Origin of the sequence: Variovorax pasteuri, assembly GCF_051216435.1 — a bacterium.
Classification (GTDB): domain Bacteria; phylum Pseudomonadota; class Gammaproteobacteria; order Burkholderiales; family Burkholderiaceae_C; genus Variovorax.
In genome coordinates, this window is record NZ_JBPJZS010000002.1 from 1,055,994 (window position 1) to 1,079,183 (window position 23,190).

Sequence of the window (23,190 nt, forward strand, 5' to 3'; positions counted from 1 at the left end):
TCGCGCGCTGATTTCAGCATCAAAGACAACGGGCCCCGCGGGGCCCGTTTTTCTTTGCGCCGGCGAAGATCAGTCTCCGCCACCGCCGCCGCCGCAACCACCGCCACAGCCGGAAGAATCGCCGCTCGCCCCCCCGCCGTCGCTCGAGCCGCCACCGCCGTCGCTGCTGCTGCCCGACTCGCTGCCGCCGAAGCCGCCCGCATCGCCCGAGCTTCCCCCGTCGGACGACGATTCGCCGAAGCTGGTGCCGCACTGGGCGTCCGAGCCGATGTGGCGCTCCACCGCACGGCAGTCGGGCACGTAGTGAAAGCCACCGGCTATCGCGAACTTGACGTCCAGCGCAAACAGCAGCGGCAGCCGCGCCGGGTTGCGCGGGTCGATGCTTTCCTCCTTGCAGGCCCAGTACCAGGTGCGGCGCAGGCCGTCGTTGCGCTTCGGGTCGCGCCCCAGCACCTCGGCCGGGCTGTGGTGCAGCATGCCCCCGAAGGCGGCCTTGCACCAGTTCTGGTAGCCCTGGGTATGCAGGATGAACTCATGCCACGCCGTGTCGACCACCTTCGAGGGCATGGCGACGAACTTTCGGTTGCTGCGCAGGTGCGACATGAAGAACTGCCGCAGGCCGCGCAGCACCAGTTCAGCGTCGCGGCGGCTCAGCTGCGGATGGGCCTGCTGAAGCTTGCCGATCAGGAACGGCGGCAGCCGCGCCTCGCGGATGAACTGCCGCCGCAGGCTGGTCTCGAGGAACTTGAGCACGGCCGCGAACAGCACCGCCACCACGATCACAGTCACCGTCACGCCAAAGCGGCGCGAACTCAGCAACACCGCCAGCAGCGCCGCCAAAAGCACCGCGCGCCGGGCCCATACCAGCGCGCCGATGCGCCGGCGGAAGTTCAGGTGCAGGAAGTCGAGGTCCATGCCGGCAGCGTCAGGGGGTCAGACGACCACCGGCTCCGGCTCCAGCCGGATGCCGAAGCGCTCGTAAACGCTGGTCTGGATGGCCTTGGCCAGGGTCATCACCTCGCCGCCCGTCACCGGGTTCTCGCGGCCGCCGCGGTTCACCAGCACCAGCGCCTGCCGCTCGTACACGCCGGCATTGCCCACCGACTTGCCCTTCCAGCCGCAGGCGTCGATGAGCCAGCCGGCCGCCAGCTTGATGCTGCCGTCGTCCATCGGGTAGTGCACGATCTTGGGGTCGCGCGCGATGATGTCGGCGCACTGCTCGGGCGTGACCGTCGGGTTCTTGAAGAAGCTGCCGGCGTTGCCCAGCACGCGCCAGTCGGGCAGCTTGGCGCGGCGAATGGCGCAGATCCAGTCGAACACGTCCTGGGCGCTCGGCGTGAAGTTGCCGGTTTCTTCCATCTTGCGTTCCAGGTCGAAGTAGCCGACCACCGCCTTCCACAGCTTGGGCAGACGAAAGCGCACCCGGGTGATGACCGCGCGGCCGGCAAGGCCGAAGTCGTTCGGCCCGCCGCGCACGTGCTTGAACACCGAATCGCGGTAGCCGAAGGCGCACTGCGCGGCGTCGAGCGTGAAGCTGCGGCCCGTTTCCAGGTCGTAGGCGTCGAGCGAATCGAAGCGGTCCTGGAGCTCGACGCCGTAGGCGCCGATGTTCTGCACCGGCGCACCGCCCACCGTGCCGGGAATGAGCGCAAGGTTTTCGAGGCCGGGGTAGCCGTTGCGCACCATCCATTCGACCGCGTCGTGCCAGACTTCGCCGGCACCGGCCTCCACGATCCAGGCACGCTCGCTCTCCTCGACCAGCCGCAGGCCCTTGATTTCGACCTTCAGCACCAGTTGCTTGACGTCCCCGGTGATGACGATGTTGCTGCCGCCGCCGAGCACGAAACGCGGCACTGCACGCCATTGCGCGTCAGTGCTCAGCGCGGCCAGGTCGGCCTCATGCGCAATGCGCGCAAGATGCTGTGCACGCGCGACGATGCCGAAGCTGTTGTAGGGCTGCAGCGGGACATTGGACTCCACGATCATGGGAGAATTGTCGCATCCAGCACAAGTGAATTCAGGAGAGAGTCCATGCCGTCTTTCGATACCGTCTGCGAGCCCAACCTGCCCGAAGTGAAGAACGCGGTCGAGAACACCGCCAAGGAAATCGGCACGCGCTTCGATTTCAAGGGCACCGCCGCCGCGGTCGATCTCAAGGACAAGGAGATCACCATGATCGGTGACGCCGAGTTCCAGCTCGTGCAGGTCGAAGACATCCTGCGCAGCAAGCTCACCAAGCGCAGCGTGGACGTGCGCTTTCTCGACAAGGGCGACGTCCAGAAGATGGGCGGCGACAAGGTCAAGCAGGTCATCAAGGTCAAGAGCGGCATCGAGAGCGAGCAGGCCAAGAAGATCACCCGCATCATCAAGGACAGCAAGCTCAAGGTGCAGGCCGCGATCCAGGGCGATGCGGTGCGCATCACCGGCGCCAAGCGCGACGACCTGCAGGCCGCCATGGCCCTCATCAAGAAGGACGTGCCCGACATGCCGCTGTCCTTCAACAACTTTCGCGACTGAACCCCGCTGCATGAAAGCGCACGCTGGTGCGAAGCGGCTGCTGCTTGCGGCAGTTGCAGCGCAGCTGATGGCTGCCGCTGCCGTGGCGCATGCCGCCAGCTCGGTCACGCTGACGGGCAGCATCGGCAGCCGCGCGATCCTGATCGTGAACGGCAATGCGCCCAAGACCGTGGCGGTCGGCGAGAGCTACCAGGGCGTGAAGCTCGTGTCGCTGCAGGCCGAGCAGGCGGTGGTCGAGCTCGAAGGCAAGCGCGTCAACCTGCGGATGGACACGCCGGTCAGCATCGGCGGCGGGGCTGCCACGGGCGGTGGCGGCAGCCGCGTGGTGCTGACGGCAGACAGCCGCGGGCACTTCATGACGCAGGGCGCCATCAACGGCCGGCCGGTGACCTTCATGCTCGACACGGGTGCGACCTCGATCGCACTGTCGATGGCCGATGCCCAGCGCATCGGGCTCGACTACACCAAGGGCCAGCGCGTGCAGATCGGCACCGCCAACGGCACGACGCAGGGCTACAGGCTGCGCGTGCAGTCTGTGCGCGTGGGCGACGTGGAGGTGTACGACATCGACGCCGTCGTCTCGCCGGAGTCCATGCCCTTCGTGCTGCTGGGCAACAGCTTCATCAACCGCTTCTCGATGCGCCGCGACGCGGACCAGATGGTCCTCGAAAAGCGGTACTGAAAAGCGGTACTGAGCGCGCCGGCGCTTCCTTCAGGCCTGCGCGGCCGTCACCACGATCTCGATCTTGTAGGCCGCGTTGGCCATCTTGGCCTGCACCGTCGCGCGCGGCGGCGTGTTGCCGGCCGGAATCCACGCGTCCCACACCTCGTTCATGGCCGTGATGTCGCCGATGTCGGCCAGGAAGATCTGCGTCGAGAGAATGCGCGACTTGTCGCTGCCGGCCTCGGCCAGCAGCCGGTCGACCATGGCGAGCACCTGCGCGGTCTGGCCGCGAATGTCTTCGGCGGTGTCGTCGGGCACCTGGCCGGCGAGGTAGACGGTGCCGTTGTGCACGGCCGTTTCCGAGAGGCGGGGACCGACGTGGTGGCGGGTGATGGTGGCCATGGTGTGTTCCTTCAGTTCGATTTTTTCTTGGCGCCGAGCTTCGACTCCGTGCCGGCCGCGAGCCGGCGGATGTTTTCGCGGTGCCGCCAGAACAGCAGCAAGCTCATGATGATGATCGCAATCAGCACCGTGCGGTCGAGTGGCCATGCAATGTTGCCGCCTATCAGGTAGTAGGCCGGCGCGAAGAAGGCCGCCGCCAGCGACGACAGCGACGAGTAGCGGAAGAACACCGCAACGATCAGCCAGGTCAGGCCCGTCGCCAGCCCCAGCCAGGGCGCGATGCCCACCAGCACACCCGCCGCGGTCGCCACGCCCTTGCCGCCCTGGAAGCCGAAGAACACCGGGTACAGGTGCCCGAGAAACGCCGCCAGGCCCGCGAGCGCGGCCACGCCGGCGCCCAGGCCCCACTGCGCGCCGAACTGGTGAATGAGGAACACCGGCACCCAGCCCTTGAGCGCATCGAGCAGCAGCGTGGCCAGCGCCGCGCCCTTGTTGCCCGAGCGCAGCACGTTGGTGGCGCCGGGGTTCTTGCTGCCGTAGCTGCGCGGGTCGGCCATGCCGAGCGCCTTGCTCACGATGACCGCGAAGGACAGCGAACCGATCAGGTAGGACGCCACGATGGCAATGAGGGAAGGCAAGGTGAAACTCAAGACGGCACTCCGCGGGGAAAAGTTGTTCTTATTCGGCGACGACCGCCTGGGGCGGCGATTGGATCACAACATACTGCTTGCGAAACTCCAGGCCGCGGTCGGGCCACTGTGTCACATAGGCGCGCAGCGCCTCGGCGCCGGCCGGCCAGTCTTCGCCGTCGACGCGGCAGTCGGCCTGCACCTCGCCCTGCGCGTCGCGCGCGGCATACAGGCGCACGCCGTGCACCGCGTCCGATTCGAGCAGCGGCGTGAAGGCGTCCCAGGTGTTGGTGAACAGGCAGCACGGGCAGAACGGGTGTTCTTCGTGCGCCTCGACTTCGGGGTGGGCCACACGGTGCGCCACGGGCCCGAAGAGCACGCGCCGCGCGCGGCCTTCCTGCCAGCTCATGTCCATCGACGTGCAGTGGCCCAGGTCCTTGCGCAGGGCGTCCTGGTACACCACCAGGTCGACCTGGGCCCACAGGTCGAAGCCGCGGGTGAGTGTGTCGGCGGCCGTATCGCCGGCGGAATGCTGGAACTCGAAGGTGCCGCCCGGCAGCAGTTGCGCATGCGCCACCTCGATGGTGGTGGAGCTGCTGGCCTTGCCGCCGCCTTCGACCGAAAGGCTCAGTATCTGCGGCAGCAGCCAGAGCCCGTCAGGCAGCACGACCCAGCCCTCGCGTTCGAGCCGACCCTCATGGCCCCGCGCCGCGAGCGCTTCGAGCAGCATGGCCGACAGGTCGACCGTCTCGCTCCAGCTGCGCTCGTCGTTGCGGTACGACATCTCGAACGATGCACCCTGGCCCGGGTTCGCGGCCCGTCGAGAGGGGAAGAAGTCGGAAGGCGGGTGCGTCATGGCGCCGGCTATTCTGCCAGCGCACATTGCACGGGCTTGGCGCCCAGCAGCTCCACGCACACCCGCGGATCGATGCCGATCAGGTAGCCGCGCCGCCCGCCGTTGAGCACGATCCGCGGCAACTCAAGCACTGTCGCTTCCACGTACACCGGCATCTCGCGCCGCGTGCCGAAAGGCGAGGTGCCGCCCACCATGTAGCCGCTGTGGCGCTGCGCCATCTCGGGCTTGCACGGCTCGACCGACTTGGCGCCGATCTGCCGCGCCAGGTTCTTGGTCGACACCGTGCGGTTGCCGTGCATCAGCACGATGAGCGGCTTGGCGTCCTGGTCCTGCATGACCAGCGTCTTGATGACGGTGAACGGGTCGAGCCCCAGCATCTCGGCGCCGCGTTGGGCGCCGCCGTGTTCCATGTACTCGTAGGGATGCTCGGTGAACGCGACCTTGTGCGCCCGCAACAGCTGCGTTGCGGGCGTCTCGGACACGTGCGTCTTTTTGCTCACGCTGCCGGGTCGCGGATTTCCAGCCGGATCTTGTCGATCTCGGCCAGGATCTCCGGCGACAGCGTGGTGCCGTACGCGTCCAGGTCTTCCTCCAGCTGCGCCACCGAGGTCACCCCGATGATGGTGCTCGCGACCTGCCACTTCGTGTAGCAGAAGGCCAGCGCCAGCTGCGTGGGCGTCAGGCCATTGTCGCGGGCGAGCTGGTTGTAGCGCCTGGCGGCGCGCAGCGAATCGGGCTTGCCCCAGCGCTGCTTGCGCACCGACTCGTAGCTCGAAATGCGCGCGCCCTTCGGTGCGTCGGGGCCGTCGATGCCGCTCTGGTCGTACTTGCCCGTGAGCAGGCCGAAGGCCAGCGGCGAGTAGGCCAGCAGCGACACTTTCAGGCGGTGCATGGTCTCGTCCAGCCCGTTTTCGTGGGCGCGGCTCACGAGGCTGTACACGTTCTGCACCGTGGCCACGCGCGGCAGGCCATGCTGCTCGGCCACGCGCACGAACTCGTGCACGCCATACGGGGTTTCGTTCGACAGGCCGATGGCGCGCACCTTGCCCGCCTTCACCAGCTTGCCCAGCGCCTCGAGCTGGTCGTGAATCGGCGTCTTGGAGCTTTCCTTCGCCGGGTCGTAGTACATGGCGCCGAACACCGGCACATGGCGCTCGGGCCAGTGGATCTGGTACAGGTCGATGACGTCGGTCTTCAGGCGCTTCAGGCTCGCGTTGCACGAGGCCTCGATGTCGGCGGGCGTCATGCCGGTGCCTTCGCGCACCCAGGGCATGTTGCGCGAGGGGCCGGCCACCTTGGTGGCCAGCACCAGCTTCTCGCGCGCGCCGGGGTTGGCGGCGAACCAGTTGCCGATGATGGTTTCCGTGACGCTGTAGGTTTCCTTGCGGGTGGGCACCGAATACATCTCGGCGGTGTCGATGAAGTCGACGCCGCGCTCGAGCGAGCGGCTCAGGATGGCATGGGAGGTGGGCTCGTCCACCTGTTCGCCGAAGGTCATCGTGCCGAGGCAGATCGGGGTGACGTGCAGGTCGCTTTGACCGAGTTGGATCTTTTTCATGCGCGGGATGCTACCGCCCTCGCCGGCAAGCTGCTGGCCGCCGGCGCAAAACCCGAGCACCTCGCGCCCCGCAGCTGTCGTGTGGCGGACTGCGCCGGCACAAAGGCCTCCTTATCATCGGTCGCCATGTACCAAGCCCTCCGCCCCTCCCGCAGTGAATTCGTGCCCGTGCGCAACCTCAGCTACCACGTGCGCCTGTGGGGCCAGCCCTGCGACGCGCGCCCGCCGCTCGTGCTCGTGCACGGCTGGATGGACGTCGCGGCTTCGTGGCAGTTCGTGGTCGACGCCATGGAAGAAGACCGCTTCATCATCGCCCCCGACTGGCGCGGCTTCGGCCTGACCGAAGGCGGCGGCGTCGACAACTACTGGCTCGCCGACTACCTGGCCGACCTCGAATGGCTGCTCGATCACTACGCGGGCGAAGGCGAGAGCGCCAGGCCCGTCGACCTCGTCGGCCACAGCATGGGCGGCAACGTCGTCATGCACTACGCCGGCGTGCGCCCCGAGCGCATCCGCCGCCTCGTCAACCTCGAAGGCTTCGGCATGCCCGCGCGCAAGCCCGAGGAAGCGCCCGCGCGCTACGGCCAGTGGATCGACGAGCTCAAGCGCCTGCACCGCGGCGAAATGGCGCTGGCCGGCTACCCGGCCGTGGACGGCGTGGCACGCCGCCTCATGAAGACCAACCCCCGCCTCACGCCCGACAAGGCCAACTGGCTCGCCAGCCACTGGTCGGTGAACCACGGGCAGCCCGACGGCGGCGAGCGCTGGCAGATCCTGGGCGACCCGGCGCACAAGATCGTCAACGCCCACATCTTCCGCGTCGACGAGACGCTGGCGCTCTATGCGCGCATCACCGCGCCGCTGCTGATGGTCGAGGCCTCGGACGACAGCCTGCAGGGCTGGTGGAAGAACCGCTACACGCTCGACGAATTCCACGAGCGGCTGAAGTCCGTGCCCACCGCGCGCATCGAGCGGCTGGAGGACGCGGGCCACATGCTGCACCACGACCAGCCGCAGCGCGTGGCGCGGATGATCGAGGAATTCACCGCAGGCTGAAGCCGGCTCGGCCGCGGGCCGCTTCGCCGACTTCCCAAAGAAAGCGCGAGGGCCAGCGCCGCCGATATTCGGCGAGCGGATATCCAAGCGCGCGAATCTTCGTTCGCGGCGCAGTCACCGCGCCCTAGAGTGCGCAGCTCTCTTGCCTCCCCGGAGTTGCCTGCTATGCGTATTTCTTCGCGCGCGCCCTTGCTGGCGCGCTGGTCCGTGCCTTTGCTGGGCGGCCTCGCCCTGAGCCTGCTGCTGCACGTGTCCGCCCAGGCCGCCGACCTGCGCGTGGGCTTCATGCCCGGCCCCTATCGCGACGCCTTCACAAACGGCATCGAGCCCCAGCTGAAGAAGCTGGGCTACAGCGTCAAGTACGTCGAGTTCAGCCAGGGCGTGCAGCCCAATGACGCCGTGGAGCGCGGGCAGATCGACGCCAACATCTTCCAGCACACGCTGTACCTCAACGCCACCAACAAGCAGCAGAACTTCGACCTGGTGCCGATCGTGCATGTGCCGACGCCGCCCATGGGCCTGTACTCGCAGCGCCACAAGTCGCTCGACGCGGTGCCCGACGGCGCCACCGTCACGCTGCCCGCCGACCCGGTGAACGCGGCGCGCGCGCTCAACATCCTTGCGGCCGTCGGCTGGGTCACGCTGAAGCAGGGCGTGAGCCCGCTCGCCGTGTCGGAGCGCGACGTGGTCGACAACCCCAAGCGGCTGAAGCTGGTGCCGCTGGACGCCGCGCAGGCACCGCGTTCGCTGGCCGACAGCGACATCGCTGCCGTGCAAGGCAACTTTGCCGTGGCTTCGGGGCTGAAGCTCACCGAAGCGCTGAAGCTCGAAGACATGACCCTGCCCTACGTGAACGTGGTGGCCGTCAAGCGCAGCAACGAGAACGCGAAGTTCGCAAAAGACATTGCCGCCGCCTACCAGTCGCCCGAGTTCCAGCGCTTCTTCAAGGCCAACCCGACCTGGGCCGGCTACCGGCTGCCCGACTACTTCGCCCAATGAGCGCTTCGAACCCCCACAGCCCCACGTCCCCTCGGCCGCGCCAGCTGCACCTGAACGTCAACATCCTGCATTCGGGCTTCGTGCCCTCGGCCTGGCGCCTGCCCGAGAGCGACCCCTGGGCCTTTGCCGACATCCAGCACTACATCCGCACGGCGCAGATTGCGGAAGCGGGCAAGCTCGACGCGGTGTTCCTCGCGGACAACGCGGCCATCGTCGACCAGATTCACTTTCGCCCGATCACCGCGCTGGAGCCGACCATTCTGCTGGCCTGCGTGGCCGCGGCCACGACGCACATCGGCCTGATCGCGACCGCCTCGACCAGCTACAACGAGCCCTACAACATCGCCCGCCGCTTCGCCACGCTCGACCATGTGAGCGGCGGGCGCGCGGGCTGGAACGTGGTGACCACGGCCGACCTGCCCTCGGCGCGCAACTTCGGCCTGGACGCCACGCCTGACCATGCCAAGCGCTACGCGCGCGCCTCGGAATTCACCGACATCGTGAAGGCGCTGTGGGACAGCTGGGAAGACGACGCCTTCATCGGCGACAAGGCCACCGGCCGCTTCATCGACCCGACCAAGGTGCACGCCATTGCGCACCGCGGCGAGCACTTCGCGGTGCAGGGCCCGCTGAACCTGCCGCGCGCACCGCAGGGCCACCCGGTGCTGGTGCAGGCGGGCGCTTCGGCCGACGGGCGCGAGCTGGCGTCGCGCCATGCGGAGGCGGTGTTCTCGGCCTCGCAGTCGTTCGAGGAATCGCTGGCGTATGCCCGCGCGCTGAAGACACGCGCGGCAGAACTGGGCCGCGGGCCCGACGCGGTGAAGGTGCTCGCGGGCCTGACCACCATCGTCGGCAGCACCGAGGCCGAGGCGCGCCGCCGCCGCGACGAGCTGGTCGACCTGATTCCGTGGGACTACAGCCTCACGCGCATCGCCGGCACGCTGGGCATCACGCCCGACCGGTTGAAGCTCGACGAGCGCCTGCCCGAAGACCTGCCCTTGCCCGGCAATGGCAACGGCAACCACACCTTCTTCAACGCGGTGGCGGCAGCGGGCCGCACGCACGGCTACACGGTGCGCCAGCTGATTCGCGAACTCGCGGGCGGCGGCGGGCACCGCGTGATCGTCGGCACGCCGGAGCAGATTGCGGACGACATCGAACACTGGTTCAAGGGCGGTGCGGCGGACGGGTTCAACCTGATGCCCGATGCGCTGCCGCATGGGCTGCAGGACTTTGTCGACGGCGTGGTGCCGATCCTGCAGAAGCGTGGGATCTTCCGCACCGAGTACGAGGGGCGCACGTTGCGTGATCACCTCGGGCTGGCACGGCCCGCGGGGCGGGCGGCGCAGCGGCTGGCGGCCTGATGTGCATTTCTCCCTCCCCCGCTGGGGGAGGGCCGGGGTGGGGGCACGCGGCCTACGCATATGCACCAGCTTCTGCAAGCGCCGTCGTGCCCCCATCCCAGCCTTCCCCCAAAGGGGGAAGGAGCAACACGGGGCCCGGAGCGCTGGTTTTTTCTTTCTCCCTCCCCCGCTGGGGGAGGGCCGGGGTGGGGGCACGCGGCCTACGCAAATGCACCAGCTCTTGCAAGCGCAGTCGTGCCCCCATCCCAGCCTTCCCCCAGAGGGGGAAGGAGCAATACGGGGCCCGGAACGCTGTTTTTTTCTTTCTCCCTCCCCCGCTGGGGGAGGGCTGGGGTGGGGGCATGCGGCCTACGCATAGGCACCAGCTTTTGCAAGCGCCGTCGTGCCCCCATCCCAGCCTTCCCCCAGAGGGGGAAGGAGCAACGCGACGCTTTACTCCTCGTCGGCGTCGTTGCCCGTCAAAGAGAGTACTTCCTCGACAAAGGCCTCGAACAGCGGCAACGAAGCCGGCAAGGCGTCGAAAGACTCTGCCTCGCCCGCATCGAAGAAATGCGGCTTGTCCGCAGGCACCGACACCCACTCGCCGGCCTCGACCAGCAAACCCAGATAGCCGTCGGTGACAGGCAAATAGAACAGGCCGGCGCTGTCGAGCACCTGCTGCCCCTTCTTCTTGCCTCGCCCCCAGCTCACGCCCTGCCCCGCCAGGTGATCGGTGATCCAGCCGTCGCACACGTGCGTGTCGCGCCAGCTTCCTTGGGCATCGAATACGGCCAGAACGGGCATGGGAGCGTCCTTTGTCGGGAAAGAGAGAAAGAAAGCGTTATTGCAGGAAGCTGGGCTTGGCGTAGCCCTGGAACTTGCTGTCGACCACCGCCTTGAATTCCTTCGAACGGTAGGCCTCGGCAATGTCCTTGGCCCACTGCGTGTTCTTGTCGGCCGTCTTCACGGCGACCACATTCAGGTAGTAGTCGGGCGTCTTCTCGAGCACCACCGCCTCGGTGAGCTTCAGGCCCGACGAGATCGCGAAGTTGCCGTTGACGATGGCGTACTCGGTGTCGCCCAGCGAGCGCGGCAGCTGCGCGGCTTCCAGCGGAATGAACTTCAGCTTCTTCGGGTTCTCGGCCACGTCCTTTTCAGACGCGCGGATCGGGTCCACGCCGGCCTTGATGGTGACCAGCTTGTTCTGCTCCAGCAGCACCAGCGCGCGCGCCAGGTTGCTCGGGTCGTTCGGCAGCGTCACGCGGTCGCCTTCCTTGGCTTCGGCCAGCGTCTTGCGCTTGGTCGAGTACACGCCCATGGGCGCGATCGGGCCCTGCACCAGCTCGGTGATGTCCAGCTTCTGGTCGGCGGCGAACTTCTTCAGGTAGACCTGATGCTGGAAGAAATTGGCGTCGAGCGAGCCCTGGGCCAGTGCCAGGTTGGGCTGCACGTAGTCGTTGAACTCCACCAGCTTGACCTTGTAGCCCTTCTTTTCGAGGATCGGCACGATGCCGGCCTTGAGTTGGTCGGCGTTGGAACCGGCGGTGCCGCCGATCACCAGGTTCTTCTTGGCGGGGTCTTGCGCATGGGCCTGCAGCGAGAGGCCGCCAAGCGACAGCGCAGCCAGCGAGAGGGCAAGAACGGAACGGCGCAGGAAAACGGTCTTCATGAGATAGGGAGAGAAAGCTAGAGAGAGAAAAAGATCAACGCTTGTCCAGCCTGCGTGCCGTGGTGTTGCCCACGAACTGCAGGATCTGTACCAGCACCACGAGCAGCGCCACGGTGAGCACCATCACGTCGGTCTGGAAACGGTAGTAGCCGTAGCGGATGGCCAGGTCGCCGATGCCGCCGCCGCCCACCACGCCGGCCACCGCCGAGTAGGAGAGAAAGCTCACGGCCAGCACCGTCAGCGCCAGCACCAGGCCCGAACGGGCCTCCACCAGCAGCACGCGCCAGACGATCTGCAGCTCCGAGGCGCCCATGGCATGCGCCGCCTCGATCACGCCGCGCGGCACTTCGCGCAGGCACTGGTCGACCAAGCGCGCCAGGTACGGAATGGCCGCGAACGACAGCGGCACCGCCGCGGCCAGCGGCCCGATCGACGTGCCCGCGATCACCCGCGTGAACGGCACCAGCGCCACCAGCAGGATGATGAAAGGAAAGGACCGCACCGTGTTCACGATCCAGTTCAGCACCAGGAACGCGGGCTTGTTCTCCAGCGACTGGCCCGGGCCCAGCAGGAACAGCAGGATGCCCAGCGGCCCGCCGATGAGCACCGCGGCCGAGAGGCCGATGGCCAGCATCATGAAAGTCTGGCCCGTGGCGATCCACAGCTCGGGGAGGATGGGGGCGATGTTCTCAAACATAAGCGGGCTCCTGGGCGTTGAGGCCCGGCGCGGTGCGCAGGGCTGCGGCTTCGCGCGAATCGCGTTCGCGGCGGCGCACCAGCTCGTCGATTTCGCGGCCCAGCGCCGTCTTGCGCTCGGCCTTGGGCGCGTCTTCCACGGCGAACTGCTCCACCAGCCGGCCCTTCTCCAGGATGGCCACGTTGCGGCACAGCACCTCGACCACCGACAGCTCGTGCGTGACGATGACGATGGTCACGCCGATCTTCTGGTTGATGTCGCGCAGCGTTTCCAGCAGCGAGCGCGTGGTTTCGGAGTCGAGCGCCGAGGTCGGCTCGTCGCACAGCAGCACCTGCGGGCGCGGCGCCAGCGCGCGGGCAATGGCCACGCGCTGCTTCTGCCCGCCCGAGAGTTGGGCCGGGTAGGTGTCGATCTTCTCGGCCAGGCCGACCAGTTCGAGGCACTCGCGAACCCGCGTGTCGATCTCGGCCTTGGAATGATGGCCGTGGATCTTCAGCGGAAAAGCCACGTTGTCGAACACCGTGGCGTTCTGCAGCAGGTTGAACTGCTGAAAGATCATGCCGATGTTCTGGCGCGTGTCGCGCAGCTCGCGGCGCGAGAGCGTGGTCAGGTCGCGCCCGCCCACCAGCACCTGGCCCGAATCGGGCCGCTCCAGCAGGTTGATGAGGCGCAGCAGCGTCGACTTGCCAGCGCCGCTCTTGCCGATCAGGCCGAACACGTCGCCCTGCTGGATCTCGAGCGACAGCGACTGCACGGCGTCGAACACCTCGCCGCTGGGCAGTGCGAATGACTTCTGCACGGATTGAAGACGGATGACGGGCGTCGCGGCGTCGCGGCCCGCATCGGGCGAAGGATGGCTCATGGGGAAGAAGTGCGTCCGGCGACAAGGCCGAACACGAAGGTTCGCGAAAAAGGTGCCGAGTATGAAAACAAAAGCGGCAAAAGAGAACGAAGAAAAAGGAGGGTGTTTATATCGCAATGTGCATATGGAAATCGGGGTGCGAACCAAACACGCCATATCGATATGCCTATTCGTTCGTTCTCAAACGCGTCACGCCCTGTCACATTCGCGCCTTCATTTTTTGCTTTTCGTTTTTTTCAGCGCCACCATGCACACCACTTTTCGCCGCCGCACCGCCCTTGTCGCCACCCTGGCGGCCGCCCTTTTCTCCGGCAGCGCCGCCTTTGCGCAAGACAAGAACACCCTGAAGGTGGGCGTTTCCGTCGGCAGCGCCGAGCAGATCTTCGAAGTGGTCAAGAAGGTTGCCGCCAAGGACGGCCTGAACATCCAGCTCGTGGTGTTCAACGACTACCAGCTGCCCAACGCCGCCCTGGCTTCGGGCGACCTGGACGCCAACGCCTTCCAGCACCAGCCCTTCCTGGACAACCAGAACAAGGCGCGCGGCTTCGACATCGTGCCCGTGGGCCTGACCATCACCGCGCCGCTGGGCTTCTACTCGCGCAAGCTCAAGTCGATCGACCAGTTGCCCGACGGCGCGGCTGTCGGCATCCAGAACGACCCGTCGAACGGCAACCGCGCCTTGCTGCTGCTGCAGCAGGCCGGCCTGATCACGCTGAAGCCCGACGCGGTGAAGAACAACACCGCCACCCCGCTGGACGTGGTGACCAACCCCAAGAAGCTGAAGCTGGTGGCGCTGGACGCCGCCCAGCTGCCGCGCTCGCTGGACGACCTGACCATTGCCGCCATCAACAACGACTACGCCGGCAAGGCCGGCCTCACGCTCGAGAAGGACGCCGTGATCAAGGAAGCCCCCAAGGGCCCCTACGCCAACATCATTGCCGTGCGCCACGCCGACAAGGACAAGCCCTGGGCCAAGCGCCTGGTGGCGGCTTACCAGTCGCCGGAGGTGAAGAGCTTCATCGAGACGCAGTTCAAGGGGTCGCTCGTTCCGGCGTTCTGAGTTCGGCCTTTTTGGACTTTCTCCCTCCCCCGCTGGGGGAGGGCCGGGGTGGGGGCACGACGGCGCTCGCATTGGGCGCAATGCCCGAAACAAGCGCCCTGCCCGCCCCCATCCCAACCTTCCCCCAAAGGGGGAAGGAGCAATACAGGGGCGCTCCCAAGCAGGTTCGCGGACCGTGAGAAAATGTCGGGTTCCCCCCGAACACCAACCCTCCACAGTCAGGACACCCCATGGACGCAGAACAAATCAACCAAATCGGCGCAATGCTCGCGGACCTGAGCGTCCGTACGGTCGATTTACGGAGGTATCTTTGACTACGATGCCAAAGCTGAACGACTGAGGACAGTCAACGCATCGCTCGAAGACCCGAACGTCTGGAACGACCCCAAGAAGGCCCAGGAACTCGGCAAGGAGAAGAAGTCGCTCGACGACGTGGTCGTCACGCTCGACAAGCTCACCAACGGGCTCTCCGACAACACCGAACTCTTCGAGATGTCGAAGGCCGACGGCGACATGGACGGCCTGCAGGCCATTGCCGATGACGCCGCCACGCTCGAAGCCGACATCAAGCAGCTCGAATTCCGCCGGATGTTCAACAACCCGGCCGATCCGCTGAACGCCTTCGTCGACATCCAGGCCGGCGCCGGCGGCACCGAGGCCTGCGACTGGGCCAGCATGCTGCTGCGCCAGTACCTGAAGTACGCCGAGCGCAAGGGCTTCAAGACGCAGATCGAAGACGAAACACCGGGCGACACCGCCGGCATCAAGGGCGCGACCATCAAGGTCGAGGGCGACTACGCCTTCGGCCTGCTGCGCACCGAAACCGGCGTGCACCGCCTGGTGCGCAAGTCGCCGTTCGACTCGTCGGGCGGGCGCCACACCAGCTTTGCCAGCATCTTCGTGTACCCGGAAATCGACGATTCGATCGAGATCGACATCAACCCTTCCGACGTGCGCACCGACACCTTCCGTGCCAGCGGCGCGGGTGGCCAGCACATCAACAAGACCGACTCGGCCGTGCGCCTCACGCACATTCCGACCGGCATCGTGGTGCAGTGCCAGGACGGCCGAAGCCAGCACAGCAACCGCGACGTGGCGTGGAAGCGCCTGCGCTCGCGGCTGTACGACTTCGAGATGCGCAAGCGCCAGGAAGAGCAGCAGAAGCTCGAGGACAGCAAGACCGACGTGGGCTGGGGCCACCAGATCCGCAGCTACGTGCTGGACAACAGCCGCATCAAGGACCTGCGCACCAACGTCGAAGTCTCGGCCACCCAGAAGGTGCTGGACGGCGACCTGGACGTGTTCATCGAAGCCTCTTTGAAGCAAGGCGTGTGAACCGAATGAGCCTCACGAGCCCGAAACACGGCAAGGTCGAAGCCTTCATCTTCGACATGGACGGCACCATGATCGACTCCATGCCCTGGCATGCGCGCTCGTGGGTCGAATTCGTGGAACGCCACGGCCTGAAACTCGACGTGAGCGACATCCTCGCGCGCACCACGGGCCGCACCGGCACCGAGTGCATGCGCGAGCTGTTCGACCGGGAACTCTCCGACGACGAGTGCCAGGCCCTGGTGCACGAGAAGGAAGAAATCTACCGCGCCATGTTCAGCGACAACTTCACCGAGGTGGCGGGCTTCACGGCCTTTGCCAAGGCGGCCGTTGCGCGCGGGCTCAAGGTGGCCGTGGGCACGGCCGGCGACAAGGGCAACATCGAGTTCGCCATGTCGCGCCTGAAGATGGACCCGCTGCCGCTGGCAATAGTCGGTGGCGACGAAGGCTTCAGCGGCAAGCCCACGCCCGCCATCTTCCTGGAAGCCGCGCGGCGCATCGGCGTTGCGCCCGAGCGCTGCATCGTCTTCGAGGACGCCCCCTTCGGCATCGAGGCCGCGCGCCGCGGCGGCATGCGTGCCGTGGCCGTGTGCAGCACCCATACCGCCGCCGAGCTTGCCGGCCCCCATGTGATTGCCGCGGTTCGCGACTACGACGAACTCGCCCACTCGAATTTTCTGGAGACACTCGATGATGCTGCGTGACGCTCAAGGGCAACCGATTGCCATTCGCCGCGAAGACTATGCCGCCCCGGCGTACTGGATCGACACCGTCGACCTTACCTTCGACCTCGACCCCGCCAAGACCCGCGTGCTCAACCGCATGCAGATGCGCCGCAACCCCGAGGTGCCGGTGCAGCCGCTGCGCCTGGACGGCGATGAGCTGAACCTGGCGCGCGTGCTGGTCAACGGCCAGGGCGCGTCGTTCCGCATGGAAGGCGACCAGCTCGTCATCGACGGCCTGCCCGACGCCTTCGAGCTCGAGATCTTCACCACCTGCTGCCCCATCAAGAACACCAAGTTGATGGGCCTGTTCGTGAGCGAAGACACCTTCTTCACGCAGTGCGAGGCCGAGGGCTTCCGCCGCATCACCTACTTCCTGGACCGCCCGGACGTGATGGCGATGTACACCGTGACGCTGCGCGCCGCCAAGGCCGCCTACCCGGTGCTGCTGTCCAACGGCAACCTGGTCGACCAGGGCGAGCTGCCCGAGGGCCGCCACTTCGCCAAGTGGGTCGACCCCTTCAAGAAACCCGCCTACCTGTTCGCCCTGGTGGCGGGCAAGCTGGTGGCGCGCGAGCAGCGCATCAAGGCGCGCAACGGCCGCGACCACCTGCTGCAGGTGTACGTGCGCGCCGGCGACCTCGACAAGACCGAGCACGCGATGAACTCGCTCATCAACTCCGTGCTGTGGGACGAGGCCCGCTTCGGCCTGCCGCTGGACCTGGACCGCTTCATGATCGTCGCCACCAGCGACTTCAACATGGGCGCCATGGAGAACAAGGGCCTGAACATCTTCAACACGAAGTACGTTCTGGCCAACCAGGCCACCGCCACCGACGCCGACTACAGCAACATCGAAAGCGTGGTCGGCCACGAGTACTTTCACAACTGGAGCGGCGACCGCGTGACCTGCCGCGACTGGTTCCAGCTGTCGCTGAAAGAAGGCCTCACCGTCTTCCGCGACCAGGAATTCAGCCAGGATTTGTGCGCCGACGCCTCGGCGCGCGCCGTGAAGCGCATCGAAGACGTGCGCGTGCTGCGCACCGCCCAGTTCCCCGAAGACGCGGGCCCCATGGCCCACCCGGTGCGGCCCGACAGCTACATCGAGATCAGCAACTTCTACACCGTCACCATCTATGAAAAGGGCGCAGAAGTCGTCCGCATGATGCAGACGCTGGTCGGGCGCAAGGGCTTCGAGAAGGGCATCACGCTCTACTTCGAACGCTTCGACGGCCAGGCCGTGACCTGCGACGACTTTGCGCAGGCCATTGCAGACGCCAACCCCGAATCGGAACTGGCCCGCCTGCTGCCCCAGTTCAAGCGCTGGTACAGCCAGGCCGGCACGCCCCGCCTGGCCGCGCACGGCGTGTACGACGCGCAGAACCGCAGCTACACCCTGAGCGTGGTGCAAAGCTGCCCGCCCACCCCCGGCCAGCCGACCAAGGAACCCTTCGTCATTCCGCTGAACGTGGGCCTGCTCGACGCCAACGGCCGCGAGCTGCCGCTGCAGCTCGAAGGCGAAAGCGAGGTCACCCGCGGCACGCGCACCCTGGTGCTGTCGCGCGCCGGCGAGCAGATCACCTTCGTGGGGCTGGACGCCGAGCCCGTGCCTTCCATCCTGCGTGGCTTCAGCGCGCCGGTGGTGCTCGACTTTGCGTACACCGACGCCCAGCTGCTGACCCTGCTGGCCAACGACACCGACCCGTTCAACCGCTGGGAGGCCGGCCAGCGCCTGGGCCTGCGCGCCGCGCTGCAGGGCATTGCCGCCCTGGCCACCGACACCACCCCGGTGCTGAACGACGCCTACATCGACGCCATGCGCAGCGTGCTGCGCAACCCGCAGCTCGACGCCGCCTTCAAGGAGCTGGTGCTCACGCTGCCGTCGGAAACCTACATTGCCGAGCAGCTCGACGTGGTCGACCCGCAGCGCGTGCACCTGGTGCGCGAAGCCATGCGCGCCCAGCTGGCCACCGCCCTCTTCGCCGACTGGCAGCAGGTGTACGAAGACAACAAGGACACCGGCGCCTACAGCCCCGACCCCACGTCGTCGGGCCGCCGCGCGCTGGCCGGCATGGCGTTGAACTTCTTGTGCCTGGCGGCGCGCGCCTCGGGCGACGCGGTGTGGCCGGGCAAGACGCTGCAGCGCTTCAAGGACGCGGGCAACATGACCGACCGCTTCAACGCGCTCAACGCGCTGGTGTCGTCGGGCCACACCCTGGCGGCGCAGGCGCTCGCGCGCTTTCACGCCATCTTCAAAAACGAGGCGCTGGTCATCGACAAGTGGTTCTCGCTGCAGGCCGGCGCCAGCGACCGCGGCGGCGACATCCTGCCGCTGGTGAAGCAGCTCATGAAGCACCCCGACTTCTCGCTGAAGAACCCCAACCGCGCGCGCAGCGTGATCTTTGCGTTCTGCAGTGCCAACCCCGGTGCGTTCCACCGCCCTGATGCGGCCGGCTACGTGTTCTGGAGCGAGCGCGTGATCGAGCTCGACGCCATCAACCCCCAGGTGGCCGCCCGCCTTGCGCGCGCGCTCGACCGCTGGAGCAAGCTGGCCGAGCCCTACCGCAGCGCCGCGCGCGAAGCCATCGCCCGCATTGCTGCCAAGCCCGACCTGAGCAAGGACACCCACGAGGTTGTCACGCGCGCCCTGGCCGGCAACTAAATAAAAAGAGACTCAACAGAAAGCATATGGCTCAACAAAAGATTTCCCTCACCCGCTACCTCGTCGAACAACAGCGCGCCGACGGCCTCATTCCCGGCCAGCTGCGCCTGCTGCTCGAAGTGGTGGCCCGTGCCTGCAAGAGCATCAGCCAGGCCGTGAACAAGGGCGCGCTGGGCGGCGTGCTGGGCACGGCCGAGAGCGAGAACGTGCAGGGCGAGATCCAGAAGAAGCTGGACATCATTGCCAACGAAGTGCTCATCGAGGCCAACGAATGGGGCGGTCACCTGGCGGCCATGGCCAGCGAGGAGATGGAGACCATCCACGTGGTGCCCAACCGCTACCCGCAGGGCGAATACCTGTTGATGTTCGACCCGCTGGACGGCAGCAGCAACATCGACGTGAACGTGAGCATCGGCACCATCTTCAGCGTGCTGAAGAAGCCCGACGACCACCCCGGCGTGCAGGAAAGCGACTTCCTGCAGCCCGGCACCCAGCAGGTGGCGGCAGGCTACTGCATCTACGGCCCGCAGACCACCCTGGTGCTGACCGTGGGCAACGGCGTGGCCATGTTCACGCTCGACCGCGAGCAAGGCAGCTTCGTGCTGACGCAGGAAGACATCCAGATTCCGGCCGACACCAAGGAATTTGCCATCAACATGAGCAACATGCGCCACTGGGACGAGCCCGTGAAGCACTACATCGACGAGTGCCTGGCCGGCAAGGAAGGCCCGCGCGGCAAGGACTTCAACATGCGCTGGATTGCCAGCATGGTGGCCGACGTGCACCGCATCCTGATGCGCGGCGGCGTGTTCATGTACCCGTGGGACAAGCGCGAGCCCGAGAAGGCCGGCAAGCTGCGCCTGATGTACGAGGCCAACCCCATGAGCTGGCTGGTCGAGCAGGCCGGCGGCGCCGCCACCAACGGCAAGCAGCGCATTCTTGACGTGCAGCCCACGAAACTGCACGAGCGCGTGAGCGTGCTGTTGGGTTCGCGTAACGAAGTTGAGCGTTTGACGCAGTACCACGCCGAGAAGGCGTGATTTGTTGGCTATAATCTGAGGCTTCGCCGGTGTAGCTCAGTCGGTAGAGCAGCTCATTCGTAATGAGAAGGTCGGGTGTTCGATTCATCTCTCCGGCACCAAATAGAAAGCCCCTGATTCGCAAGAGTCAGGGGCTTTTTGCATGTTGGACCGATAAGACATGCGGCTTCAAAGATCAGGTTCTCCGAGGCGCCTCGAGCACCTTCAGACGCTCCACCAACTTCAAGTTCCTTGCCTGAGCATGCTCGCCATAGTGCACTTCTCGGTGACAAGCCGGACAAAGCGCACCAACGAACTGCGGATGATCGGGCCCTCCGTCAGACAAACGCGTAGTGTGGTGCGGCTCGAGATAAGGCATTCCTCCATTTCGCTGAAATGGTGCCGGCCGCTCACAAAGTTCGCATTTCCCATTCGCTCGCTGCAATACATAGTCGCGCACCGCGCGGCTTCGTTCATAGATCGTGCGGCTTCCCTTTTTACTGTCCTGCAAGCCGTCGACCTTTGATGCGGCGATAGCTCGATGCCGAGCATCATCAAGCGTGAGCCCCTGTGCAGTTGTTTGCACAGATTCAAGTTCCAATTGCTCAAGGCGGGCGACTGGTACGAGCCGAAAAATAATTGCTCTTCGGAATTCCCCGTCTACATCAGGTGCAACAACCCATTCGTGATCCTGATAAACGAACTCCCCCAGGTATTTTTGCCCTTTGCCTTTTCCAATTGCACGAAACAAATGCAGCGCCTTGCCATTATTTGAGTGATTGAGAATCGCCAGGTTGCCACGAACAAACTTCATGTCACCCTTTTGCCCTTCCCCGAAATAAAAGAAGGTGCCCTCATCATCGAATCGATCCGCGTAACCATAGCGCTCACCACTGCCCGTGAACAGAAACGTCACTGGAGCCTTAGCAGAGTTAGAGATCCCACTCTGGCCTCCTCCGCCAAACAAGGAGTGAAGGTCTCCTGAACGACGGTACACGCGCCCTAATGCAAAGGACGGAAGTTCCGAATCTCCCGAAAAAACTCGACGGCCTTCCACGTCAAGTCCAATTCAACGAAGCAAGGAATTTCGATTGCAGAGCTGAATTTCGCTCCCCGTCAAAAGAGAAGTCAAATTTATGAGCAAATCCACAGGCGGCAAAAACACCGTTCATCACTGATCAAAAGTTAACGATTAGTGACGTACTTTAACGTTAACCGTGCCGCAACGGCTAACGATTGTTTCTTCGGCGTTGGCTTTTTAGCCACCCGGCCTGTCGTGCCTCTTTGAGGCTATCGGCTCCGATGCGCAGCCGTGCCCCGCAACTTTGGGGATGGCCCCAACCAGCCAGGTCAGCGAGTTGAACGAAGTTTTTCGGTGGTTGCCGATGTGCAAGCGACCGCCAGCAAAACGCTTACATCGGGAGAGCTCAACTTTCAGGTATTCAGCACACCTGACGAGTTGCGTGCCTCGATTGCCGCGAAGAACATGGCCGGCACACCACGCGTGGTCGTCGGCTATTGCTGGGCGTGAACCAAGAAAGACCCGAACGCCTTCGACATCGTCATTGGTGGCTCCAACGCGTTCAGCCCGTGGGGAGCCTTCAGCGGAACACCCGCTGCAATCCCACCACAACCACGCCGAGCACCCCCAACACCGCAACCGCCCTGAAGTGATCGATGTTCGCAAGCATCGACGACTGCTGCGCCACCAATTGCGCCACCCGCGCGAGTGCCACCTTGGCCGCCTCGGCGGCCGGCAGGCTCGCCGCCAGCGCCTGTTGCAGGCTCTGCAGCGTCGCTTCATAGACCGGGTTGAAGGCGTTGACCTCGGCGCCCAACACGGCCCAGTGCGTGGCGCCGCGCCATTGCTGCCCGAGCGTCGCGAGCGTGATGCCGAGCGCGGTGGCTGCCTGCGCCATCATGTTCTTGAGCTGTTGGGCGTTCGAGAACACCGGCTCGTCGCGCTCCATGTCGCGGAAGGTCTGCATCGCGGTCACCGGCAGCACGGTCAGCAGAAAGATGCTGTTGAAGGCGAGCGCGGGGAGCACGTGCAGCCACACGTTGGCCCCCGTTTCAATGCGCGTCAGCAGCCACCCGAACAGCGCGAGCGACGCGAAGCCGACCACCAGGAACTTGCGCGGCTCCGGGTAGCGCGGCAGCAGGCGCGACATGACGATCCAGGTGAACAGGGCAAGGCCGAAGCCGAGCGCCTCGACGTGCCCGACCGTCTCCCACGCAAAACCCAGCGTGCCCTGCAACATCATCGGCACGACGTAGTTGTTCGCGCCGAGCATCAGGTAGGCGAAGAAGAACAGCCCAAGGCCGACGAAGTAGCGCAGGCGCAGCATCTGCCGAACGCGCAGCAGCGGCCGTTCGCTGCGGTGCTGGTGCCACAGCCAGGCAAGCAGGCCGGCAATGGCGGCGAACAAAATGAGCGCGACCGATGACGCGTTGCCATAGAAGTCGTAGTACGAACGCTGAAGCGCATAGAACAGCAAGAAGCTTGAGCCGATCAGCAGCAGCTGCGCAAACGGGCCAGCCTGCGAGCGCGTGTGCGCCGGGCCGATCGGTGCTGCGGGAAGCGCGACACCGGCCAGCACGAACACCACAACGCCCAGTGCGGCCAGCAGCCCGTAGATTGCAACCCAGGTCTCATGCGCGACGCTGATCGACGCGAGCCATGGCGCCGCGGCAATGCCGATGGCCAGGCCGCTGGCCAGGCAGCGGATGCCGACGAAACGCTTCGGGCCGGCCAGCGTGTGGTGAATGATCAAGCGGCAAGCAGTGAAGAAGACACCCCCGCCGAGCGCCATCAAGGCCCGGCCCGCCAGAAAGCTTGGCAGGTCCACGCTCGTGGCGCACAGCAGCGAGCCCAGCACCGAAATCGCGGCGCTGATCTGCATGAAGCGCCGGGCGCCGATGCGCTCGACGAACCAGCGCTGCATCGAGATCGCGAAGATCGCGACGCTCGCATACACCGCCGCGACCAGGCTGAATTCCTCGGGGCTGATGCCCAGCTCGCCCATGATGGGCGCGGCGGCAAAGGCCGTCATGCCGGCCTGCAAGAACTCGGTCAGCGACAGCAGGAAGATGGTCGCGTAGAGCAGGCGGTTGGAAGTTGTCTTGTTGTTCATGGCCTCGGC

The 23,190-nt window shown here is 65.7% G+C and carries 24 protein-coding genes and 1 tRNA gene; 12 read left to right on the plus strand and 13 right to left on the minus strand.

The window, feature by feature from the left end:
- Positions 1-69: 69 nt before the first annotated feature.
- Both ACSFBM_RS12025 and murB read right to left on the minus strand, forming a co-directional pair.
- Positions 70-915: a glycine-rich domain-containing protein gene (locus ACSFBM_RS12025; RefSeq protein WP_435484542.1), complete on the minus strand. Its 846-nt coding sequence runs from the start codon at positions 913-915 to the stop codon at positions 70-72.
- Positions 916-933: 18 nt separating this feature from the next.
- Positions 934-1,986, minus strand: coding sequence for a UDP-N-acetylmuramate dehydrogenase (gene murB / locus ACSFBM_RS12030; RefSeq protein WP_435484543.1), 1,053 nt, complete (start codon positions 1,984-1,986; stop codon positions 934-936).
- A gap of 45 nt (positions 1,987-2,031) precedes the next feature.
- Between murB and ACSFBM_RS12035 the strand changes: the two genes are divergently transcribed.
- On the plus strand, positions 2,032-2,517 hold the full coding sequence (locus ACSFBM_RS12035) for a YajQ family cyclic di-GMP-binding protein (protein WP_435436316.1): 486 nt from the start codon (positions 2,032-2,034) through the stop codon (positions 2,515-2,517).
- Positions 2,518-2,527: 10 nt separating this feature from the next.
- Positions 2,528-3,199: a retropepsin-like aspartic protease family protein gene (locus ACSFBM_RS12040; protein ID WP_435484544.1), complete on the plus strand. Its 672-nt coding sequence runs from the start codon at positions 2,528-2,530 to the stop codon at positions 3,197-3,199.
- 30 nt (positions 3,200-3,229) lie between these two features.
- Here the strand turns inward: ACSFBM_RS12040 and ACSFBM_RS12045 are convergent, their stop codons facing one another.
- The 5 genes from ACSFBM_RS12045 to ACSFBM_RS12065 are packed head-to-tail and all read right to left on the minus strand — an operon-like array spanning position 3,230 to position 6,626.
- Positions 3,230-3,583 carry a RidA family protein gene (locus ACSFBM_RS12045; protein ID WP_435436314.1) on the minus strand — a complete coding sequence of 118 codons (354 nt, stop codon included), beginning with the start codon at positions 3,581-3,583 and terminating at the stop codon, positions 3,230-3,232.
- An 11-nt stretch (positions 3,584-3,594) separates the two neighbouring features.
- Positions 3,595-4,233, minus strand: a complete 639-nt coding sequence (gene plsY / locus ACSFBM_RS12050) for a glycerol-3-phosphate 1-O-acyltransferase PlsY (RefSeq protein WP_435484545.1) — start codon at positions 4,231-4,233, stop codon at positions 3,595-3,597.
- 28 nt (positions 4,234-4,261) lie between these two features.
- The gene (locus ACSFBM_RS12055; RefSeq protein ID WP_435484546.1) at positions 4,262-5,068 is read right to left on the minus strand and encodes a DUF6348 family protein; all 807 of its coding nucleotides are present in this window, start codon (positions 5,066-5,068) and stop codon (positions 4,262-4,264) included.
- A gap of 8 nt (positions 5,069-5,076) precedes the next feature.
- Entirely contained in the window at positions 5,077-5,568 is a 492-nt protein-coding gene (locus ACSFBM_RS12060; RefSeq protein ID WP_435484547.1) for an aminoacyl-tRNA deacylase, read from the minus strand.
- Positions 5,565-6,626 (minus strand): aldo/keto reductase, encoded by a 1,062-nt coding sequence (locus ACSFBM_RS12065; protein WP_435484548.1) that lies wholly within the window; start codon positions 6,624-6,626, stop codon positions 5,565-5,567. Before ACSFBM_RS12065 ends, ACSFBM_RS12060 begins: the two co-directional genes overlap by 4 nt.
- Before the next feature lie 126 nt (positions 6,627-6,752).
- Between ACSFBM_RS12065 and ACSFBM_RS12070 the strand changes: the two genes are divergently transcribed.
- The 3 genes from ACSFBM_RS12070 to ACSFBM_RS12080 all read left to right on the plus strand — a co-directional run bounded on the left by ACSFBM_RS12070 (position 6,753) and on the right by ACSFBM_RS12080 (position 10,045).
- Positions 6,753-7,682, plus strand: a complete 930-nt coding sequence (locus ACSFBM_RS12070) for an alpha/beta fold hydrolase (RefSeq protein WP_435484549.1) — start codon at positions 6,753-6,755, stop codon at positions 7,680-7,682.
- Between the two features lie 165 nt (positions 7,683-7,847).
- The gene (locus tag ACSFBM_RS12075; RefSeq protein ID WP_435484550.1) at positions 7,848-8,681 is read left to right on the plus strand and encodes a MetQ/NlpA family ABC transporter substrate-binding protein; all 834 of its coding nucleotides are present in this window, start codon (positions 7,848-7,850) and stop codon (positions 8,679-8,681) included.
- A complete protein-coding gene (locus ACSFBM_RS12080; protein ID WP_435484551.1) occupies positions 8,678-10,045 on the plus strand; it encodes an LLM class flavin-dependent oxidoreductase in 1,368 nt (455 codons plus the stop codon). The genes ACSFBM_RS12075 and ACSFBM_RS12080 overlap by 4 nt, the downstream gene beginning before the upstream one ends.
- A 432-nt stretch (positions 10,046-10,477) precedes the next feature.
- Here the strand turns inward: ACSFBM_RS12080 and ACSFBM_RS12085 are convergent, their stop codons facing one another.
- Genes ACSFBM_RS12085 through ACSFBM_RS12100 form a run of 4 tightly spaced genes read right to left on the minus strand, consistent with a single transcriptional unit; the run spans position 10,478 to position 13,252 of the window.
- A complete protein-coding gene (locus ACSFBM_RS12085; RefSeq protein WP_435484552.1) occupies positions 10,478-10,828 on the minus strand; it encodes a hypothetical protein in 351 nt (116 codons plus the stop codon).
- 37 nt (positions 10,829-10,865) lie between these two features.
- The gene (locus ACSFBM_RS12090) at positions 10,866-11,693 is read right to left on the minus strand and encodes a MetQ/NlpA family ABC transporter substrate-binding protein (RefSeq protein WP_435484553.1); all 828 of its coding nucleotides are present in this window, start codon (positions 11,691-11,693) and stop codon (positions 10,866-10,868) included.
- 34 nt (positions 11,694-11,727) lie between these two features.
- Positions 11,728-12,390, minus strand: a complete 663-nt coding sequence (locus ACSFBM_RS12095; RefSeq protein ID WP_124459837.1) for a methionine ABC transporter permease — start codon at positions 12,388-12,390, stop codon at positions 11,728-11,730.
- The gene (locus ACSFBM_RS12100) at positions 12,383-13,252 is read right to left on the minus strand and encodes a methionine ABC transporter ATP-binding protein (protein ID WP_435484554.1); all 870 of its coding nucleotides are present in this window, start codon (positions 13,250-13,252) and stop codon (positions 12,383-12,385) included. The genes ACSFBM_RS12095 and ACSFBM_RS12100 overlap by 8 nt, the downstream gene beginning before the upstream one ends.
- Positions 13,253-13,499: 247 nt before the next feature.
- Between ACSFBM_RS12100 and ACSFBM_RS12105 the strand changes: the two genes are divergently transcribed.
- The 6 genes from ACSFBM_RS12105 to ACSFBM_RS12130 all read left to right on the plus strand — a co-directional run bounded on the left by ACSFBM_RS12105 (position 13,500) and on the right by ACSFBM_RS12130 (position 20,169).
- Positions 13,500-14,312: a MetQ/NlpA family ABC transporter substrate-binding protein gene (locus ACSFBM_RS12105; RefSeq protein WP_435484555.1), complete on the plus strand. Its 813-nt coding sequence runs from the start codon at positions 13,500-13,502 to the stop codon at positions 14,310-14,312.
- Positions 14,313-14,542: 230 nt separating this feature from the next.
- Positions 14,543-15,647, plus strand: a protein-coding gene (gene prfB, locus ACSFBM_RS12110; RefSeq protein ID WP_187111328.1) for a peptide chain release factor 2 whose coding sequence is annotated in 2 segments (ribosomal slippage) — positions 14,543-14,623 and positions 14,625-15,647 — 1,104 coding nt in all. Because the reading frame shifts where the segments join, the coding sequence is not laid out codon by codon here.
- A 5-nt stretch (positions 15,648-15,652) separates the two neighbouring features.
- Complete coding sequence (locus ACSFBM_RS12115) at positions 15,653-16,348, plus strand: HAD family hydrolase (RefSeq protein WP_435484556.1); 696 nt, start codon at positions 15,653-15,655, stop codon at positions 16,346-16,348.
- Positions 16,335-19,028: an aminopeptidase N gene (gene pepN / locus ACSFBM_RS12120; protein ID WP_435484557.1), complete on the plus strand. Its 2,694-nt coding sequence runs from the start codon at positions 16,335-16,337 to the stop codon at positions 19,026-19,028. Before ACSFBM_RS12115 ends, pepN begins: the two co-directional genes overlap by 14 nt.
- Before the next feature lie 26 nt (positions 19,029-19,054).
- Positions 19,055-20,068: a class 1 fructose-bisphosphatase gene (locus ACSFBM_RS12125; RefSeq protein WP_435484558.1), complete on the plus strand. Its 1,014-nt coding sequence runs from the start codon at positions 19,055-19,057 to the stop codon at positions 20,066-20,068.
- Between the two features lie 25 nt (positions 20,069-20,093).
- Positions 20,094-20,169: transfer RNA gene (locus ACSFBM_RS12130), tRNA-Thr, on the plus strand.
- A 74-nt stretch (positions 20,170-20,243) separates the two neighbouring features.
- Here ACSFBM_RS12130 and ACSFBM_RS12135 read toward each other — a convergent pair.
- Positions 20,244-21,104: an HNH endonuclease gene (locus tag ACSFBM_RS12135; protein ID WP_475544800.1), complete on the minus strand. Its 861-nt coding sequence runs from the start codon at positions 21,102-21,104 to the stop codon at positions 20,244-20,246.
- Positions 21,105-21,359: 255 nt separating this feature from the next.
- Here ACSFBM_RS12135 and ACSFBM_RS12140 point away from each other — a divergent pair, with 255 nt between their 5' ends.
- On the plus strand, positions 21,360-21,578 hold the full coding sequence (locus ACSFBM_RS12140; protein WP_435484560.1) for a hypothetical protein: 219 nt from the start codon (positions 21,360-21,362) through the stop codon (positions 21,576-21,578).
- Between the two features lie 70 nt (positions 21,579-21,648).
- Here ACSFBM_RS12140 and ACSFBM_RS12145 read toward each other — a convergent pair whose 3' ends face one another.
- Positions 21,649-23,181: an MFS transporter gene (locus ACSFBM_RS12145; protein ID WP_435484561.1), complete on the minus strand. Its 1,533-nt coding sequence runs from the start codon at positions 23,179-23,181 to the stop codon at positions 21,649-21,651.
- Positions 23,182-23,190: the final 9 nt, after the last annotated feature.